Origin of the sequence: Parasutterella secunda (genome assembly GCF_024733725.1) — a bacterium.
Classification (GTDB): Bacteria; Pseudomonadota; Gammaproteobacteria; order Burkholderiales; family Burkholderiaceae_F; genus Aphodousia; species Aphodousia faecalis.
In genome coordinates, this window is the sequence record NZ_JANRHP010000008.1 from 1 (window position 1) to 19,378 (window position 19,378).

Genomic DNA, 19,378 nt, shown 5'->3' on the forward strand with positions numbered 1-19,378 from the left:
AAAGAGACGTTTGGAGACGCAACTCAGATCGTTTTTGAGGGCAACATTTCAGGTGTTTCGAAGAACGATGTTTTGAATGTTGCGAAGGTAAACGAACTCTATGAAAAAGCCGGTCTCCAAGATGTGATTTATGTTGATCGCGCCCTGGAAGGCGAAGGCACCGATGTTGTCATTGGCAATGACGGTGTGAAGAATTCCACGGGCTTTACCTCCGTCAATGATGCCAAGTCGATTACCGTTAAAGACGCCAAGAACCTGGTGCTGATCGGTAACAAGGAAAACATGGACATGACAGGCGGTAAGGCAATTACCGCTCAAGGCGAAGGCTCGAAGGTCACTTTGGGTACTTTGGGATTGGCCGAAGGCGCTGATTACTCCGGCACATTGGCTCAAATCATCCTCAAGGGTGGAGCCGGATTGGATGTTGTCAACGGGACGTACAACGTTGATGAACTCGAAGCTCGTGAATCCACCAAGTCCAACATCAATATTGCCAAGACCGGTAAGCTCACCGGTAAGGGCTTGCGCCTTTACGACGGTTCGACTTTTGTCAATTCCGGCACGGCCGAATTTTCCGGTAGTTTGCAAGGGACGTTGAGCGCTCGTTTTACCAATGAAATCGGCGCGACAGCAACCATTAAGGGCGACTCCACCTTCTCCGGCAACTTCGCTAATTATGGCAAGATGACCATGGGTGATTTGGAAATGACTGGTTCTTTCACCAACGGTGAAGGCGCCACCATTGACATGAACACCTTGGTGTTAGCCGGTGACCTTAATAACTACGGCAATTTGAACGCGTTGGATGACTCGTACTTAAATGGTACGTTGCTCAACACTGGTGTGATTAAGCTGTACAACACCACAGTGGAAGAAGGCCGTGGTGATGTCAACAACACACATACGATCGATGCCAAGGGCACGATCACAATGAACGGCTTGCTCTCGAACGTCGATAACGCTGACTTGGAAGCTATCGTTGTTTCGGGTGAAAAGGCTCGTGTTTACAACATTAGCGGTAATTTAACCGCGAGCGACAAAGAAGGCACTGACGCGACGGGCTTGATTGAAGTCTCCGATGGCGGTGAAATCTACAATACCGGCAACATCGTGGCCGATAAAGTAGTCGTCGGCGCCGGTGGCTATATGGTCAACGGTGTCATGGCAGCCGAAGCTCAAACCGGCACACTGGCTACTTTGGGTTTATATCGTGCGCCACGTCAACAAGCAACTGAATCGCTGCGCGACCTTGAAGTGAATGAAGGCGGTCAAAAGACTAACGCCGGTATCGGTTATTACGCTCAGGGCACTATCGCCGGTATCTTCACCAATGCCCAAGGCGCACAGTCTTTCGGCGGTATCTCGTCAACTTGGCCTGACGGTCAAGGTTTAACCATTACGTCAACCGGTCAAATCCAGAACGGCGGTACGTTCACGATGGGTGGTAGCTTGGATAACCAAGGTACCATCACGGGTGACGGAGAATTAATCTTGAAGCGTGAAGCGGCTGCGCAAAACATCTTCAAGAATTCCGGCACGATCAAAGTCGGCACGCTCACGGCTGACAACATCACGTTCGAGCACACCGGCGGTGATGTCCAAGCCACAAACGGCTGGTTTACCAATTCCACCGTGAACGTGAAGGGCGGGGCTATGAGCCACGCAGAGTTGGGTACGGGCAACACCTACAACGTGGGAACCGGCAACAATACGAGCACGGCAACCCTGGCCGTTGATCGTTTGACGTCTGATTCGACGGTGAATATCACCGAAGGTGGACTTTTGAAAGCGACGGAAATCGCTTTAACGAAAGATGAAAAGACCACGCACTTGTTAGGCGGTACGTTAAATACGACATTGAATCAGATCTTCAATGACGTTTATTACACCGCGCTTGACATTGACGCCCAGGATCCCGATGACATTGTGAACATCGAAGGCATTAAGGTCGCCACGGGTGTTTCCGACATTATCGATTCTGTCGCCAAGGGTATCGAGTTTGGCTGGGGTACCATCGCTTTTGATGACGCCTCTTACTCAGCCGGTATGGCAAGCGACGTTTTAGCGAAGTTGGACGCCAACGACACGGATCCGGCCGGCCACGAAGGCCAATTGGAAGTGACCTTCAATGGTGACGCATCCGAACACTTCAATATTGATATGGCCAACCAAGTGCGCGCCATTGATAAAGAAGGCGGATCGACTTTTGCTACATTCTCTCGTGAATTGCTCACGAATGAAGCCAGCGGCAGCGACGCCACGGCTTTGTTGGTGGCCGGCGCTGACTATGACCAGGCGATTCTTAAAGATGCTAACCGATTAACGACCTCGATCGGCTTTAAGGGTATTGAAGGCGTAACGGGTGGCACCGAAGTGGCCGACGGCAAGCACTTGGTGCTTGTCGGTGAAAACCAATCCGTCAACGGTGCGAAAGACTTCGCCATCCTTGACGGTGACTTGATGATTCACGGCAATACGGCCGATGGCGTTGAATCCATGGTGACCTTGGGTTCTTACGGCACGACCGAAATGACAACCGGCACCTTAAAGGACATCTATGTCGCGGTCAACCCGAATGACAAGGATGGTTCTTACGGCAAGGGTATGTTGCGTGTTCGTCACGGCGACTTCTACGCTAACAACGTTTACGTCGGCGGTACGATGTATGTCGGCGGCAACGGTGAAAATGGTTTGCGTGAAGATCATGACGCCACCTTTAAAGCCACTCAATTAGTCCTCAATTCTGAAGGAAAAATTACGAACTGGGGCACGCTTAATGCGACGACGCTCGCAAGCGGTGCGGGTTCCTATGGCGGTGTTTTGAACAACTACAACGTTATGAATGTCGAAACCGGATCCATTTCCGGCGAATTGCATAACTTCGGTCAATACACCGGCGGTACGCTCACATTAACCATTGGCGCCGACCCCACGAGCTTGGCTTGGGCAAGACCGACCGTTAATGAAGAAACGGGTGTGATGGAATTGGATACACTCAATGTGAACGCACCGGCTGAATACGCCACGGGTGCTTCCGCTGCGGGCGGTATGCAAAACCTGGGCGTCTTGACTGTCAATAATGACATGACGGTAGGCGGTGCTTTCCAAAATGATAAGACGGCAACGATTGCCCACTTGACTTTGGACGGATTGGGCCAATTTGTGAACTCCGCCACTGGCGAAGCCACAATTGATTACCTCACTACGACGGGCGGTAAGCTCGATAACGCCGGTACAATCACTTTCGCTCAAACCCAAGGCGCGAGCTCTCTCGGCTCCGTGTTGAACAACTCCGGAACGATGAACATTGCTGAAGGAGCGAACGCCTTTACGGTGGCGACGGGTGGTACTTTGACGAACACCAACTTGATTGAAGCCAAGGGCGGGATCAGTGTGGAAGGCGGTACGTTCACGAACGCCGGTACGGCTAACCTCACGGGTTTGAATGTTACGGCCGGTCAGGTCATTGCCGAAGAAGGTTCTACCTTCAAAGATAGTGGCACGACCACGATCAACATGACCAACGCCGAAGACGTGGCCATTGACAACAGCACCACGCTTGAACTCGCTGACCTTGATTTAACACAAGGTACGATTGAAGGCGGTACGCTTAATGTCGCGGATGGTCAAGTCGCCTCCGGTGGCATCCTCAAAGATATTGTCAACTTCATGGGCAATATCTTCTCGTCAGGCTCCATTAAGAACGATGTAGCCACGACCATCACCGGTACCGTGACGAACGCCGGCACGGCTGACTACACGGATGTGACCGTGGTGGCGGGCGGTAAGCTCGACAACCAAGCCACGATGAACGCGGATAACGTAACGGTGAACACCGACGGCACGCTCGCCTCGTCGGGCGCCACGGAACTTGGCAGCCTCACGGCTCAAGCGGGCGGTGTGATTGAAGTGTCCAATGGCACGCTTCACACCGGTAACTTAGTCGCCGACGGCGCGATCTACAACCAAACGGGTGGCACGATTTCGTCGGATAAGGGCTGGTTCGTGAATTCAACATTAAATATCTCCGGCGGTACGCTTAACGCTAACAACATTAAGGACGCCGAAGGCAACACAACTGGTTTGCTTGGCCATAATACGGTCAACATTTCCGGCAAGAACCCGATGCCGACCATCAATAACGATGATCCGTCTGCGGTGAAGATGCCCTGGAAGGACGGATTGACAGTGGTGACAGCCGATGTTGTCAACTCTGATACCACCATCAATATTTATGAAGGCGGTGTACTCGATGTTGAAGATTTGCAACTCACGGCTCCGGGCACCATCACGATGCAAGGCGGTGGATTGCAAACGAGCTTGGGTGACTTCTTTGACTATGTGAAGACAGAAGCCATTAAGATCGACGCTGAAGATCCTGAAACGGGTGTGGTTGAAATCCCGACTGAAGTCCTTGTGTCCACGACCGTAGGCGATGTCCAAGACAGTATTGCCTCGGGCATCAATATGGAAAGTGGCATGGTGGCCTTTGATGACGCGCTGATTAGTCAATCGACCATCGTCTCGGCCGGTATCCAATTCGGCGAAGCTTTTGCCGACAGCGATGTAACGTTGCACTTCTTAGGCGACCTTGAAAGTGACTTCACGATTGACACGGCTGAAGAGTTGATCGCCGAAGGCTTGAGCCAGGTCTTGCATGGCATTGTGCTTGATACCACGACGTTGCATAACGTCTCTGAAGCTAATGGCGATACCAATAAGAACCTGGTTCTTGGTGGTTCAGCGGAAGGCGCTAACTCCATTGGGGCAGGTACTGACGCCTTTAAGGGTATTGGCTTTAAGGACATTGCCAACGCAGAAAACGTCTTGATCCAATCCGGTCAAGAATTGGCCCTGGTGGGCACGGTTCGTCCGGATGACTTCGACTGGACGACGGGTTATGACGACAGCAACAAGTTGTTGATCGACGCAGCCGACGGCGGACAAGTCAATATTGAAAACGGCATCTTCACGATGGGCAGCGACGGTGTTCGCAATCCGACCGTGGGTTGGATCAATAGCTCTGACATTGGCGCTGACGGTCAATTGGTGGTGAAAAACGGTGAATTCGCTGATTGGACAATCACCAACGCCGGCACCGTGACCGTGAAGGATAACGGTATTCTCCATACCAATACGTTCACGAATAACGGTCAGTTGAACATTGGCGGCGGTATGACGATTGGCACATTGGATAACGCTAACGGCACCGTGACGAACATTGGTAATTTGCATTTGACGGCCACGACCGATCTCAACGGCACGATCAACAATGGCGGAACGCTCACAGCGGATGGCGCGGTGACGGTATCCGGCACCTATGTGTCCGATTCCGACAGTCAAAACAACTTCGAGGATCTTACGATCACGAGTTCGATGACTAACGGCGGAGCCTTGACAATTGCGGGCGAAGAAGGCGTCAATGATGACGAATTCAAGCTCACGATTGCCGACGGCGCAACGCTCACATCCACCGGTACGATCACCAATACAAGCCATGACACACTCGTTGAAGGCGGGCTCACGAATAACGGCACGGCTAACTACGATGACATGACGATTGCCGAAGGCGGTCAATCGATCAACACCGTGTATGAAAAGGGCGACATCTTAACGATTGCCCAGGGCGCAACGCACCAAAATAGTGGTACTTCCATTTGGAACAACATGACTGTGGAAGGCAGCGCCACGAATACCGGTAAGAATGACATCGATGGTACGTTCGACATCAATGGTGATTACACCAACAAGGGTGAAATTGACGCGACCGGTACGCCCACTACAAATGTGGCAGGTGATTTGACGAACGAAACCGAAGGCAAGGCCAATTACGATGATATGACCATTGCCAACGGCGGTACGTCCACGAACGCCGGTTACGAAAAGGGCGACATCCTCACGGTTGAAGAAGGCGCCACGCACACCAACTCGGGCACATCGATTTGGAACAATATGCAAGTCGCGGGCTCGGCAGAAAACAGCGGTAAGGCTGATATCGACGGCACGTTCGATATCAATGGTGACTACACCAATAAGGGTGATTTGGACGCCACGGATACCGAAACGACCAATGTGGCGGGCGATCTTGTCAACGACAAGGACGGCACCGCTCACTACGATGACATGGACATCGCTCAAAACGGCACGTCAACGAATAACGGCTATGAAGAAGGCGACATCCTCGACATTGGCGGCGATTGGACGAACAATGGTGAATCCCATTGGAACAACATCGTTGTCGGTGAAGGCGGTGAAACGCACTTTGGCGAAGACAGCACCACGACGACCGATAAGATCACGGTTGATGGCGGTGACTTGATCGCTGACGGCGGTAACTTCGTTGCGGGCGAAGCTGAACTCAATAATGGCACGTTCGTGGTGGGTAACCACAAGGAACTCGGCGAAGACAACAAGGTTGATTTCACGATTTCCGGTGAAACCACGATCAATACCGACACTTGGGTGATCGGCAACGGCAACCTCGCGCTCGGATCCACAACCGATTTCGATTCCATTATCGGCATGCCGGATCTTCCGGAACATCCGTCTCGCGTGACGGTGGGCTCCACGGTCACAGTGGGTGACACGGGTAGTCTCGCGGTTGGCACGGGCGTTTGGACGGACAAGGACAACCACTTGGATATCGCCAACGGTGATTTGTACTTTGCGACCGACTCCACGACGATCATCGACGCGGGTTCTTTGGGTCAAACGAACCCTGCCTTCCAAGCCACGTTAGACACGTCTAAAGTGACGGTGGAAGACGGCGCCACATTGATTCTCGGCAACATCAAGGTCAACGGTGAATACAAGATCACCGAAGGCTTTGCCACGGCCGGCAACACCGACGGCACGAACTGGATCGGCGGTTGGACGCAGGATAATCTCTATGCGCTCCCGCAAGACGGCTCCGGCCTCGGTTGGATCCTCGATATGTTCTACGACGAAGACTCCATTTGGGTGTCCGCCGTGCTTGAAAATGTCGAAAACGTTTATCCGGATATTGTGTTGCCCGACAATATCAATGACAACAATAAGCATCCGGAATACGAAGGTACCGATGTCGACTGGATCGACAGTGTGTTGCAAGATCAAAATCATGGTGTCGATGACAAGACTCGTGTCATCAACTCGGTGGCTGAAATTGGTTTTGCTTCGGGATCAATGGCTCTGGCTTTGAACGACTTGACGACGGCCACGAACGCGGTTGAAAACCGTGTCTCGATGATCGGCGAAGCGTTCACCAACGAAGGTGTGATGTTACGTGATTACCGTAAGGGTCATGCTTTGTGGATGGACGTTTTAGCCTCCAGCCAAGAAGCTGATTCTTACTCGGCTTCCGGCAACATGGATATGGGCTTTGACGCTGATTCTTATGGCTTCATTATGGGTTACGATCACTTGCTCGAAAACCATAACGTCATTATCGGCGGAGCTTTCAGTTATCAAAAGGGTGACGCGAATTCGACGGGTGATTCGTTGAAGACCACGAACGACTACAAGACTTGGGGCTTGCATGCTTATGCAGCTTGGAGTCCGTCTTCAGTCATCAATGTGATCGGTAACGTGAGCTATATGAGAAGTAGCTCTGAAGCTGAACAAAATCTGCCTTTCGGCAATGCACAAAAAGCAACGGCCGATATGGATACGGATATGTTCACGGCCGGTGTTCGTGCTGAAAGCAACTTAAAAGTTGCCGAAGGTGTGAGAGTCGTTCCCCATGCCGGTATGCGAGTGATCCATATGGATCAAGGATCGTTTACAACGAAGCTTGATAAGGCTGATGGATTTGACAACAAGACGGATGCAACCACTTTGGTTCAATTCCCGATTGGTGTCGCGGTTCGCATGGACAAACAGCTTGAAAATGGTTGGAACGTCCGTCCGAGCGCAGATCTCACGATCATTCCGCAAGCCGGTGACACGGATCAACGCATCAAGGTCGAAGGCAGTCACGGTGTGACCGACACGGTGAAGGGCGACTACGCCGGTAACTTCAACACTCAAATGACTTTGGGTGTTCAAGCCGACAAGGGCCCGGCCACCTTTGGCGCTCGCTACGGCTTAGGCGTTGGCGGTGACGGTAAACAAGATCATCAATTTAAGGTCGAGTTCCGTTATCAGTTCTAATCACTTTTAGCTGAAAGAAACCCGAGGTTGAGCAATTGGCCTCGGGTTTTTCCTCATAGGGAAGTAATGAGTCGGAATTTTCCGACTCGTTCATTTCAAAATTGAGCCGATGCGCTCAAAAAGTCTTTGTTAGCATAAGACTGTCAATTAAAAACGGGCTACAAGGAGCCAAGTATGAATAAAGTCTATAAAACGGTTTGGAACGGTTTGCGTCAGTGCATCGTTGTGGTGAGTGAAGCCATGAGCTCACAGGCTGCCAGCGGTAAAAAAGCAGTTAAAGTGGGTGTTGTGGGTGCAGTGGCAGCCACGGGATTGATGATTGCCGGGCAAGCCGGCGCTCAGTCGGTGCAAGTGGAGGCATTGGTTGGTTTGGATAATGCCGACGGTCAATCTCAAACAATTGAGTTGCCCGCCAATCCGACAGAGTTGAATTCTTTGACTGCCGATCAATACAACAATCTCATTTTTCATACAGTCGTCGCTCAAAAAGGCACAATGAATGAGACGGTGACTTTCGGTAAAGAAGATAGTACGCAAGCGTTTTTCAAAGATAGTGACCGCGTAACGCAAAATTTAGGCCTCAAGGCTTTAACCGGTTTTACTAAAGTGGAAGTCGCAGACGGTCATCATTTGGTGCTGATCGGAGAAGACAGTAGTGTTCAAGACGCTGAAAGCTTTTCGATTTTAGGCGACGGGAACTTGTATGTGCACGGCAACGACGGGACTACTGAAACCCGGGTATCTCTTGGTGCACTCGGAGCGAATCAGTCCAAGGGACAATTAAATGACATTTATGTCGGTGTTAGTCCAAACGACATTGATGGCAGTACGGGAAACGGGACTTTGGAAATCCGAAACGGACAATACACGGCAAAGGATGTTTATACTGGGGCAGACATTGTTATCGGTAGTCAATCCGATTCAGACTCATCTCTGACAGTACAAAACTTAACAGTGAACTCTCAAGGGATCGTTCAAAACTACGGAACTTTATCTGTCACAGGTACTTTGGGTAGTGGAAAAGGAACGCACGGCGGTCAAATTATCAATCATAAGACCTTAACTTTTGGGACGGCGGATCTTTCTGCTTTTATTGACAATTATGGTTCCGTGACCGGTGGCGCATTGACTCTTAGCACTGGAGCTGAAAAGCAAAACGGCACTTTGGCCGGTGAAGGGACGATTAATGAAAAGTCCGGCACAATGAATTTAGCTTCACTGACTCTGGAAGGGCTAAGTGAATTTGAAGCCGGAGCCTATCGTGCAGGTGCTATGCGAAATGCTGGCTTACTGACGGTATCCGGTGCTATGAGTGTTTCCGGCTTATTTAGTAACAGTGGCGAGACCCACGTCGGAACGCTTGCTGTGAACAACGAAGGCAAAATTATCAACAACGGTAGTTTGAACGCTTCAGGTAGGGTCGCGATTAATGGAACGGGTGCGATAGAAGGAACGGGTACGATTGAAGTCGCTCAAGTTAGTGTTTCAGCTGATGAAATTGACGGTGCTGGCACCCTGATTCAAGATCAACTCAAAGTGACAGGAAATTCTGGTGTTTTAAATAACGGAACTATTCGCGTTAATATCTTGGAAGCAACTAAAGTAGCGAATAATAACGGTCAATTGAAGGTCGGAAGCGCAACGGTTACTGGTGTTTTAGAAAATTACTCTGATGTGACTATTTCAGAAAAAGCAGATATTAATGAGTTGATTCAACACTCAGGTTTTATTCAAGGTGAAGGAGCCACTTTGAGTGCTGATGCCGTTACGGTTAACGACGGTACTATCAATGTGGGCACGCTCGATGTTTCTGGAGATATGGCTGTTGATGGCGGTAGCGTGACTGCCGATGTCTGGAAATTAGGCAAAGTGACGGAGATCAGTGGCGGCACGATTAACGTTAAGGATATTCAAAGCCAAGGCTCTGAAATTGCGTTCACTGGGAATAATTGGTCTTTTGCCGAAGGCAGCGATTGGTTTGATGGCGCCACGATTAACTTTAATAATGGCGTTGATTACACCATGAAAGAAATGGGTGAAGGCAATTCCCTTTATGTCCAAGCTGGCGGTACGTTGCGTATTAATGAACTCAATAATGATTCACAAGTTTTTGTGGGCCAAGGCGGAACGCTCGTTGCCGGTACCGTTAATGATTCAACGGTATCCATGCTCGGCGGTACGCTTCAAACCTCGTTGGATCAGCTTTTTACTTTTGAGACAGAAGGTGGAGATCAGCCGGTGGACGCCGAAGGCAATCCTTATGATGAAATCCTTTTTGGCGGCAATACGGTCATTACCGGTGTGCGCGACGAGATTAAAGGATGGAATCAGCAACTTAATGGCTCGTTGCAGCTCTCTGGCGACTATGTATTGAGTCAGGACATCGGCCAAATTACCGATGTTTTGCAAGAAAACGGTTTTACCACAACGAATACAGAATTAGTTTTAACGGGCGATATTAAAAACAGTGAAGCTAACATTGTGACGATTCAAGGCTTATTGAATACTGGGAAGTATGAAGGCGGGTTGATTCTAGCGAACACGACGTTCCAAAACCGCCTTAACGTCGATGGGGATTACCAATCAGAGGCTAGGTTTGGTCTAGGGTTTGCTGCCAATAGTACCTTTGGTTTTAAAGATATTGCTGGTGCGGCCACTGCGTTTGTAGGCGAAGGCAATCATTTAACCCTTGTCGGCGCAAGCGACGTGGAAAACTACAAAGACGCTCATTTGTTGGATCCGACGCAAGGCGGTGAAACTTCCATCACAATTCATGGCGGACAGAATGCGAGCTCTCTGACATTAGGGTTGTCCGGAGGCACTGCCACAAAAGGCTGGATTGATAAGATCACAGATAATTCCGACGGCGATGAAGTGGGCTTAACCGTTCAAAACGGCGAATTTGGTACGGGCACACTCGCTACTGGCAATATGCACGTCGCGGGCAACGCCACGTTCCATGTTGAAAATAAAGCTGAGATTAAAGGCAATTCCATCGTGGACGGCCATTTGGATGTTCAAGGCGGCACGATTGACGTCAGCATGGGTAAGTTGACCAATAACGGCACCGTTGATGTCAACGATCTTCAATTGCAAAATCAAGGCCAAGGCGTCGAAAACACCGGCTCGCTCACGGCCAACACCGTGACGGCCGGTGCGGACATCACAAATAAAGGCTCCTTGACAGTCAAAGACTCACTGAGTATCACCCTCGGTCACTTTGTCAATGACTCCGGCGATAAAGTTTTATCCGTTGGTGAATTGAACTTGACCGGTAACGGCGATAAAAAACCTGCGTTTGTTCAGAAGAGCGGTCAAGTTGAAGTGGGTACGATGGATGGCAATCACCACTGGTCAATGGAAGGCGGATCCATGCAAGTGGATACCTATAAGGGCGCTATCGGTATCTCGATGACTGACGGTGTGCTTTCCATCGGTGACTATCAAGCTAAGTCTCCCATTGAAGTGCAGGGCGGTCAATTAACGATTGACAAGAAGGGCGATCAAACCATCGTGGTAACGGGCACGGACGAAAAAGAGGCGATCTTGCAGTTGACCGCTCTCGATCCAATGACCGGTCATGTTGCCGTGTCGGGTAATAGCCAAATGATCTTCGGCAACAACACAGATATCGCCGGTGTTCCGGAAACGGGTACCCGTGTTGTCTTCTCGCAAAAGACCACGTTGGCTGACGGTGCGACCTTGAATGTCGGATCGACCACGAAGGCCGTCGTGGACGCCACGTTTGGCAAAGACTCCGTGACGGTTGTTGACGCCGGCGCATTGGGACTCGATAATGCAGCCTTTGTCGCGGGCGGGTCGGATCAATCGTTGAAGGTTGAAGAAGGCGCTCAATTGATTATCGGCAATGCTAAAGACCAGGGCAACTACGTGGTGACCGAAGGCTTCAATATTGATGATAACTTTGATAGCGAAGGTAATTGGATCGGCGGCTGGGCCGATGGCGTCAAAGTGTTGAGTCAAGCCGGCACCGGTTTGGGCTTTGATATTGAATTCAATACCAACAAAGAAGACGGCTCCATCTACATTACGACCGTGTTAAACGACGTCTCGGTGTTGTACCCCAACATCGGTATCCAATCGATTGCCAACGCCGCGGTGCGTGCTGAAGGTGAAATGGCCGCCGGTTTGAGCTTTGTGAAGGACGTGCTTTCGTCAGAAAACTTGACGGTGGATGAAAAGACCAACGCCGTGAACTCCGTGGCTGAAATCGGTTTGGCTTCGGGTTCCATGGCCGTGGCTTTAAATGACGTTGAAACAGTGACTGATTCCATCGTCAATCGTCTGTCCCTGGCCGAAGAGCCGAGCAAAGCCAACGGCTTGTGGGTTGATATGCTCTATTCAAGCCAAGAAGCCGACGACATGAAGGCTGAAGGCCACATGAAGTACGGCTTTGAAACCGACAGCTACGGCTTTATCATGGGTTACGATCATCAAGTCGCGAACTCCAATGTTCGACTGGGCGCAGCCTTTAGCTACCAAAAGGGTGATTTGGACTCAACGGGCGATGTTCTGAAGACCACGAATGACTACAACACCTTTGGCTTCCATGGTTACGGTGTGTGGCAGCCGACGGATCGCATCAATGTCTTGGGCAGCGTTTCTTACTTGCGCTCAAGCTCTGACGTTGAACAGCAATTGGGTGTGGCGGGCCACAACAAAGCCACGGCTGACATTGACACTAATGTCATTACCGCGGGTGCCCGTGTGGAAGGCGTCTTCCCGGTCGCGCAAGGCGTGAAGGTTGTACCGCATATCGGCGCCCGCGTCATTCATGCCGATTCCGGCTCTTATGACACGAAGATCGACGGTGCTAAGGCTTTTGATAACGACGCGGATGCGGCGACGTTATTCCAAGTGCCTATCGGTGTGGCCGTTCGCATGGATAAGACGTTGGATAACGGTTGGACGGTTCGTCCGCACGCCGATTTGACGGTGATTCCGCAATTTGGCGACACTGAGCAAGACATCAAGTTGAAGACCGGCGCGTTCACGGATACCGTTTCGGGTGATGTGGCCGGCGACTTTGCTACGAAGGCAACCTTCGGTGTGCAAGCCACGAAGGATAACACTACGGTGGGCGCCCGTTACGGCTTCACGGCCGGTGACATGGGTCGCCAGGATCACGCCTTCAAGGTGGAAGTCCGCTACGCCTTCTAATTATTAGTGAGGAGTGAGAACCGGGTTCGAGCGATCGGATCCGGTTTTTTTGTTGTAAAAATGAGCCAATACTTAAAAGAGTTTGGCCTAATACTTAACTAATACTTAGATCAAAATCAAAAGTCGATCAAATACTTAAAAATCCGGAAGGCGCCGAATTTTGGGGCCTAATAAGCTGATAGCAGGAAGTCTAAAACATCATTATTTGTTAAAGGTGAAAAATATGAAGACAACGGTATGGTTCATTAAAAATGTGAATAAATTAATGACTGACTTTGACATCAGTCAAACAAAATTGGCTGAAAAAACCGGCTTATCTCAGGGAGGGATCAGTGACCTTCTTCAAAACAAAGGAAGAAGTCCTTCACTGGAAGTATGCGAGAAAATTTCCGAAGCTTTAGGGTATCCCTTGGCAGCGCTATTGGTACCAAATATGTCTTATCCTGTTATTGAATTACCTAGCAGTGAGAAATGGGAATTAAGGGTGGTTATCAACAAAGAAATATCTTCGCTTGATTGTTTGTTTAACGATCCAAGAAAAGAAATTATTCAATATAAGTCAGATGAAGAAGACACAGAAGAAGATATTGAATGGCATACAAATAAATTAAAAAACGATCTACTTTTAAAAAAAGAATTTGAAGAAATGCAACGTAATTATGTAAAAGATCTTCGTAGATACAGCTAGGAATAAAGAAATGCCCGGAAACGCTCAACACGTTCCGGGCTTTTCTCTCTCTTTTGTATATCCTCACACTTCCAGGAAAGGAAGAGGAGCGCTCATTCTACACAAAGCATGGGCAATGACTGTTTGAGAAAAGTCAAAGAGCCATATCTCTTTTCGTTTTCAAAATTGACCCTAAGTCGAAAAACAAAGCTTGTTAAAATTCCTTTTAGCAGTCGAGTACCACCCGGTTAAACGATGAACCGGTGACTGAACAGCGGATTGGTAAGACAAGGCTTATCAATCAGAAAATGACCGTGAATCGTGAACGGTTGTTGTTCGTCGTCTCGGCTCCAAAGAGGAGTTAGCGATGACTAATCGTCAAGTCAAATCCCCCCGGTCGCAAAAGACCTCCGACAATCAAAAACAATCGGAAACCGGCCATCAACTCATTGAAAATCTGAAATTTAAAACCATAGAGATTCAAAAAGAACCTTGGATAGCCAATCAGATGGTGGTGAAAAGCGTTAATCTGGATGACAAGGGCTTTCATTATGAGATTCTTTTTGAAAACTTTTTGGGCGTTACGTCCAAGACCATTATTGATCGAGCCGATTGTTTCGTGAATTTCCCGAAAGTGATCGCCCAATTAACCGCGGGCGGTTACAGCTACGACGTCAACAACCCTAAAGCGCTTGACGCCATTCGCACTTTCTTAACCGGAATCCATTTAGATCCGGGCGACTTCGCCAAAGCTCAGGAAACGGGCGAGAAAAACAAAAAGAAAGCCAATTAAAGAGGAGTCCACATGGAATACAAAGACATTTCCATCAAACTGATCGTGACCGGGACGGCCGAATTTAAGACCATCACGCCGGCTTCCGGCGTGCACACCGGCAAGCCCACGAAGATCATCACTTTCCGCGCCTTCAAGCCTAACTATCTGAAAAAAGATGACGGAACTTGGCAGCGCCAGGAAAGCACCTTCTATTCCGTGCGCTATTACGACGCCACGGAACGCATGGCGGGGCTCATTAAAGACGGACTCACACTTTTTGTGGTGGGAACGACTTATGACCGTCCCTACACCGGCAAAGACGAATCCGAGCACATCGAGCACGTTTTAAATGCTGAAAAGCTTATGGTTCCGCTCGAACAAGAGGAGCTTAAAGACCTCGTATTTGAAAAGAAAGAAGCCAAGAAATCTAAGAAATAAGCGCCAATAAACGGGATGCCGGTTGTACCACCGGCCGGCATTTCCGACGCGTTCACAAGGGGAACGAGATGGCCAGAAGCCGAAACTATTACGAATTTCATGCGTTCGACCGCACGCATTGCATTGAGCCCATTCTCAATATCAACGATGTTTGGACACCGGATCAGGATAAAGAACACCTGATTCACAACTGTTTGCGTGAAGGGCTTAATAATCAGCAACCCAGCCCACAGGCGGTTATCGAAGATCTTAATGAATTACGTCAAACGGGCGGGTACGCCCACCTCTATGACGACCTCACGCGCGCCTACCGGCTCACCGACGGCGAAAACGTCTATGAAGTCATCACGCGACCGAGCACCTATTTGAACGAATTCGACGATCCGTGTCTGTCGGTTGAAATGCTCTGGGACAACCTCATTGAAGACGCACTCAAAAAAGTGAGAACGTTCCCGGTTGAACGGGTGCTCAATGAACACGAATACCAGGAAGCCAAAGCCTATCCCTTTCGGCTGAAAGCCGACGAGTTGTTTCAATGTCCGCTTCGCCGGATCTCGGTAACAGACGACTACGAGCCTTTTTACATCAAAGAAGAAGGGGCGCTCAAGCGCGTCGATATTTTCACCCGCACCTATGTTTACGGCCTATTGGATCAAGACTACCGCACCATCGCCACGGTACCGGTAAAGGTCAAGGCCGTGCGGGTGGACGATGATCTCGACATGGACATCACCGTGAATCATGAACGCGATAACGTCACGTTTGAAGGGGGGAAACCCTTGGCCCCCAACGATACGATCGCCAATGTCCTCAATCTCAAAGTCGCCAATGAATTAAAAGGCGAGGAATACTACATGATCCACGCGGTCGATACCGCGGCGCTCGTCTTCACCAACAATCTCCCAAAACGCCGAACCGAAACCCAGCAAGCCTTGGTTGAATACGAACGGGGATTGGAAACAGAAAACCGACAAGTCACGCTCATTGAACCGGGCCTCACGTGGGAAGAAATCCGCGAAGCTCTCGTCGCCCAAGTGCTTGTGAACTTATCCACCAACCTCACGCCGGACGCCTACAAAGACCTGATGTCCATCCCTGCGGATCCCCGCCAGGGGCATCCCCTGCAATTTTGGGAAGGGTGGAATGTCGCCATCACCGACGGCGAAGAAGTGTACGAGGCTCAGGTGGACTTGAGCCGACTGGCGCCGGAGGCGACCTATGCGGACTTGTGTCAAACCGTGGCCGAAGAATTGCTCATTCGCGACAGCCACCCGGTCACCAAAGTTCAGCGCTTGGAAAACGTAGAAACCGTCAGTTTGGATCCGAAGAAATTCCGCTTGAGATAAGGAACACACCATGAAATCCCTTTATGAATTATTTAGCGAAGCGGTGATTGATACCCAGTGGTACATCCAAGACGGCCATTATCACTCGCCGATCTTAGGCATTAATGTCAAGTCCGTGATCGATGGGGAAGGCTGGGGACATCCGGCTATTGAAATGGTGTATTCCGAACCCCTTCAGAATGAAACCTTGACCGTTGGATCCGTTGTGGCCGATGACCGGCGCCTCACGCACGGCCGAGATGACGAACTTCGTCACACCTGTGTGGACGACGCCCTGGAGCTTTTCGGTCTTACCCGGAAAAACGTGCTCAAGGCCGCGGGTTATCAAGATGAAATGGTGTTGTCCCGGAAATTACTCAATGCCTTTATCAATTTAAACAATGCCGACGATCCGTTGCCTTTTTTAGATGAAGCGGAAAAGAAGGAGTTTGGCGCGATTTTGGAAAACCTCAAGAAAAAAGGGATCTCAACCGATTTTCGTTATGTCACGAAGTTTGAGAGCTACGAAGAAGGGGAACGGTACCGGGTTGTCTTTGGGCCTTCAACAGCTCACGAGATTTTCACCGTCGAGCCCTCGAAGACGCTCACCTATGCTCAGGAAACGGTTATACGCGACTTTCAGGATCAATGTGAAGGCGCCACGATTGAGGAAAAAGAAAAAGCGGTCTTTGAAAACGCCATTTTCGTTCCGAAGACAGTATTAAACGCGGCGCAAACGTGGCTCGAAGAAGAGAAAAAACGCGCGAGGGAAATGGGCGTCAAAGTCACCGATCCTTATCCGGCAGACGGCCCCGGCAAGCAATACACCTTGGGCACGCCCTCCTATGACTACGCTCCGCGGTTTATAAACGATGATTTAATCATCGGGCGCGTTGATGTGTTCCGGGTGGATTTTGACACCCGTCTTATCGACCCCAATGGCTTTACGATGGCCACGCTCCCTGTGACGCTCATTTTTGAAAGCGACACTGAACATAAAATCACCCGCTTTGATATTGAAGTGCATCCGGAAAACGCCCTGGATTGTGAAGGGCGCGCCATTGCTGAAGATTCTGACCTTTATCGAGAAATCTATCGTATAGCGATCTCACACTTGGCCATTTACGGCAAAGAATACGGCAAGGTGTACGCCAACACGGCGCAGCTTGTTTTTAACGAACTGCCCTTATCTCACGAATTCATGCGCGGCCAAGACTACGTTTTGTACGTCGATGGCCATAACGATATTCGCCGGGACATCCCACCGATGATCGGTTTGGCCAATACCGAAGATGAAATCCTCGATCAATGCAAAGCCGTGTTGCTCACGCAACTGATGAATCGCGAACAGTTTGAAAAACGCTTCAATGAAGCGCTTAAATCGAGAGACACCTCGTTAAGAGGGGATTATCGGCCGGAAATGTCCCGCAAAATCCTCGATCCGTTAAACACGACGGAGCTCGTATGCACCGACGGCAACCGACTTTATCGCTTGAGCCACTTGGCCGTTGAAAGCGAAGGCAACCACTTGCAGTACGCCCTGGATTGTCTGCACAACGCCCAATTTGAAGCCACGCCCATTCTCACGAGAGAAGAAGCGCTGCGCTTCCAAAAAGGGAGGGGCCGTTGATGAAAGACTTGGACTTTTTTAAATGGGAAGATCCGGGCGAATATTTCCGGTTGTTCGACTTAAAAGACGATCCGGAATTTCAGAACGGGCACTACAAGGAAAGTCAATATGTCACCTGGGCGCTTTACGGCGCCTTGCCGGAAAGACGTCTGCAAAAAGCGATTGACGCTTTTGCCAAAGACGCCGACGCGGAAAGACTCGCCCAAGCGTTTAATCAGACCGTTCATGTCACAAACGGCCAAGTGGTTTATGAAGCCAAAATCGACGGCCTCGCGACTGTGAAGAAACTGTTAGAACTCGGATGCGAACACTTGCCGAAGGTCATTGACGACGCCATTGACGAAGCGCTTCGTCATTGCAAGATTTATTCCGTCCGGGAGTATTGCTACGGGCCCATGTGGGAAGAAATTCAATATCAGAAGTACCGTCATGCACCACTCGAAGAACTCACTTTTCGCTTAACGCTTCAAGAAAACCTTTTCGACCCGGCTCTGATCGAATGGCCGGATCGCTATGAGCGATTGGATAGCTACACCAAGCGTTACGCGGGGGAACTTTTGTACAAAGACCGAGTGATTGTTCAAAGCCCTGTGGATGTGACGTGTTCGCGAGGCGAAAGAGATTGTTCAATTGTCTCTATTCCGGGCGCGGCGCATTTTGTCGATGGGCACGACCTTGATTATTACCAAGACCGGGAACTTTTTAACTGTTTAGACAATCACATTGACCGCTATGTTGCCAAGCATGAAAAGACGCTTGAAGCGGATTGCAGAAAAGAAGCCCGGGCCTTCTTTGTCCATTTGCCTAAAGAGCGAGTGATTCCGAAGCCCACGATTGTCGGCGAGTTTATCGACGAGAAAGGACAAAAGCGGATCGCCCAGCTCATTGAAATCAAACCGGAAGACGGCATGGACATCAATGAGGTGTTGGATGCATTGCAACTCTTTCAATTGCCCCGGTTTGATGACTTTTACGACCTCAAAAAAGAAGAAGCCAACCCCCGGTTTTATAAGAAAACGTCGGACGCGATGGCGGAGGCTTTAACTTATGCAGCCGTTACCGACGGCCAACACGTTTTTTACGCCCGTAATCCTCAAGAGGTGGACACCCAAGACTACACGACGGCCGTGATCGACGCCCTGGAGCAAGGTAGGCTCGGCCGAGTGAAGGCTCGGCTCATGAATCCTCAAACGATTCAAAAGGCCCGGAGTCAATCACGATAGGGGAGGCGC

At 50.0% G+C, this 19,378-nt stretch carries 8 protein-coding genes; all 8 read left to right on the top strand.

Annotation, left to right across the window (positions count from 1 at the left end; genetic code table 11):
- Positions 1 to 72 precede the first annotated feature (72 nt).
- The 8 genes from NW199_RS07650 to NW199_RS07685 all read left to right on the top strand — a co-directional run bounded on the left by NW199_RS07650 (position 73) and on the right by NW199_RS07685 (position 19,369).
- Positions 73 to 8,130: a hypothetical protein gene (locus tag NW199_RS07650; RefSeq protein ID WP_258334177.1), complete on the top strand. Its 8,058-nt coding sequence runs from the start codon at positions 73 to 75 to the stop codon at positions 8,128 to 8,130.
- 174 nt (positions 8,131 to 8,304) lie between these two features.
- The gene (locus NW199_RS07655; protein WP_258334178.1) at positions 8,305 to 13,311 is read left to right on the top strand and encodes an autotransporter domain-containing protein; all 5,007 of its coding nucleotides are present in this window, start codon (positions 8,305 to 8,307) and stop codon (positions 13,309 to 13,311) included.
- Between the two features lie 223 nt (positions 13,312 to 13,534).
- Positions 13,535 to 13,999, top strand: coding sequence for a helix-turn-helix domain-containing protein (locus NW199_RS07660; protein ID WP_258334179.1), 465 nt, complete (start codon positions 13,535 to 13,537; stop codon positions 13,997 to 13,999).
- A gap of 346 nt (positions 14,000 to 14,345) precedes the next feature.
- Positions 14,346 to 14,771, top strand: a complete 426-nt coding sequence (locus NW199_RS07665) for a hypothetical protein (RefSeq protein WP_258334180.1) — start codon at positions 14,346 to 14,348, stop codon at positions 14,769 to 14,771.
- Positions 14,772 to 14,783: 12 nt separating this feature from the next.
- Positions 14,784 to 15,191 carry a hypothetical protein gene (locus NW199_RS07670; protein ID WP_258334181.1) on the top strand — a complete coding sequence of 136 codons (408 nt, stop codon included), beginning with the start codon at positions 14,784 to 14,786 and terminating at the stop codon, positions 15,189 to 15,191.
- Positions 15,192 to 15,259: 68 nt separating this feature from the next.
- Positions 15,260 to 16,537 carry a hypothetical protein gene (locus NW199_RS07675; RefSeq protein WP_258334182.1) on the top strand — a complete coding sequence of 426 codons (1,278 nt, stop codon included), beginning with the start codon at positions 15,260 to 15,262 and terminating at the stop codon, positions 16,535 to 16,537.
- A 10-nt stretch (positions 16,538 to 16,547) separates the two neighbouring features.
- Positions 16,548 to 18,146 carry a hypothetical protein gene (locus tag NW199_RS07680; RefSeq protein ID WP_258334183.1) on the top strand — a complete coding sequence of 533 codons (1,599 nt, stop codon included), beginning with the start codon at positions 16,548 to 16,550 and terminating at the stop codon, positions 18,144 to 18,146.
- A complete protein-coding gene (locus NW199_RS07685) occupies positions 18,146 to 19,369 on the top strand; it encodes a hypothetical protein (RefSeq protein WP_258334184.1) in 1,224 nt (407 codons plus the stop codon). The genes NW199_RS07680 and NW199_RS07685 overlap by 1 nt, the downstream gene beginning before the upstream one ends.
- The last annotated feature ends 9 nt before the right edge of the window (positions 19,370 to 19,378 follow it).

Coding starts and splice junctions, on each gene's coding strand:
- NW199_RS07670 (WP_258334181.1), top strand. CDS start 14,784: ATGGAATACAAAGACATTTCCATCAAACTGATCGTGACCGGGACGGCC.
- NW199_RS07675 (WP_258334182.1), top strand. CDS start 15,260: ATGGCCAGAAGCCGAAACTATTACGAATTTCATGCGTTCGACCGCACG.
- NW199_RS07665 (WP_258334180.1), top strand. CDS start 14,346: ATGACTAATCGTCAAGTCAAATCCCCCCGGTCGCAAAAGACCTCCGAC.
- NW199_RS07655 (WP_258334178.1), top strand. CDS start 8,305: ATGAATAAAGTCTATAAAACGGTTTGGAACGGTTTGCGTCAGTGCATC.
- NW199_RS07680 (WP_258334183.1), top strand. CDS start 16,548: ATGAAATCCCTTTATGAATTATTTAGCGAAGCGGTGATTGATACCCAG.
- NW199_RS07685 (WP_258334184.1), top strand. CDS start 18,146: ATGAAAGACTTGGACTTTTTTAAATGGGAAGATCCGGGCGAATATTTC.
- NW199_RS07660 (WP_258334179.1), top strand. CDS start 13,535: ATGAAGACAACGGTATGGTTCATTAAAAATGTGAATAAATTAATGACT.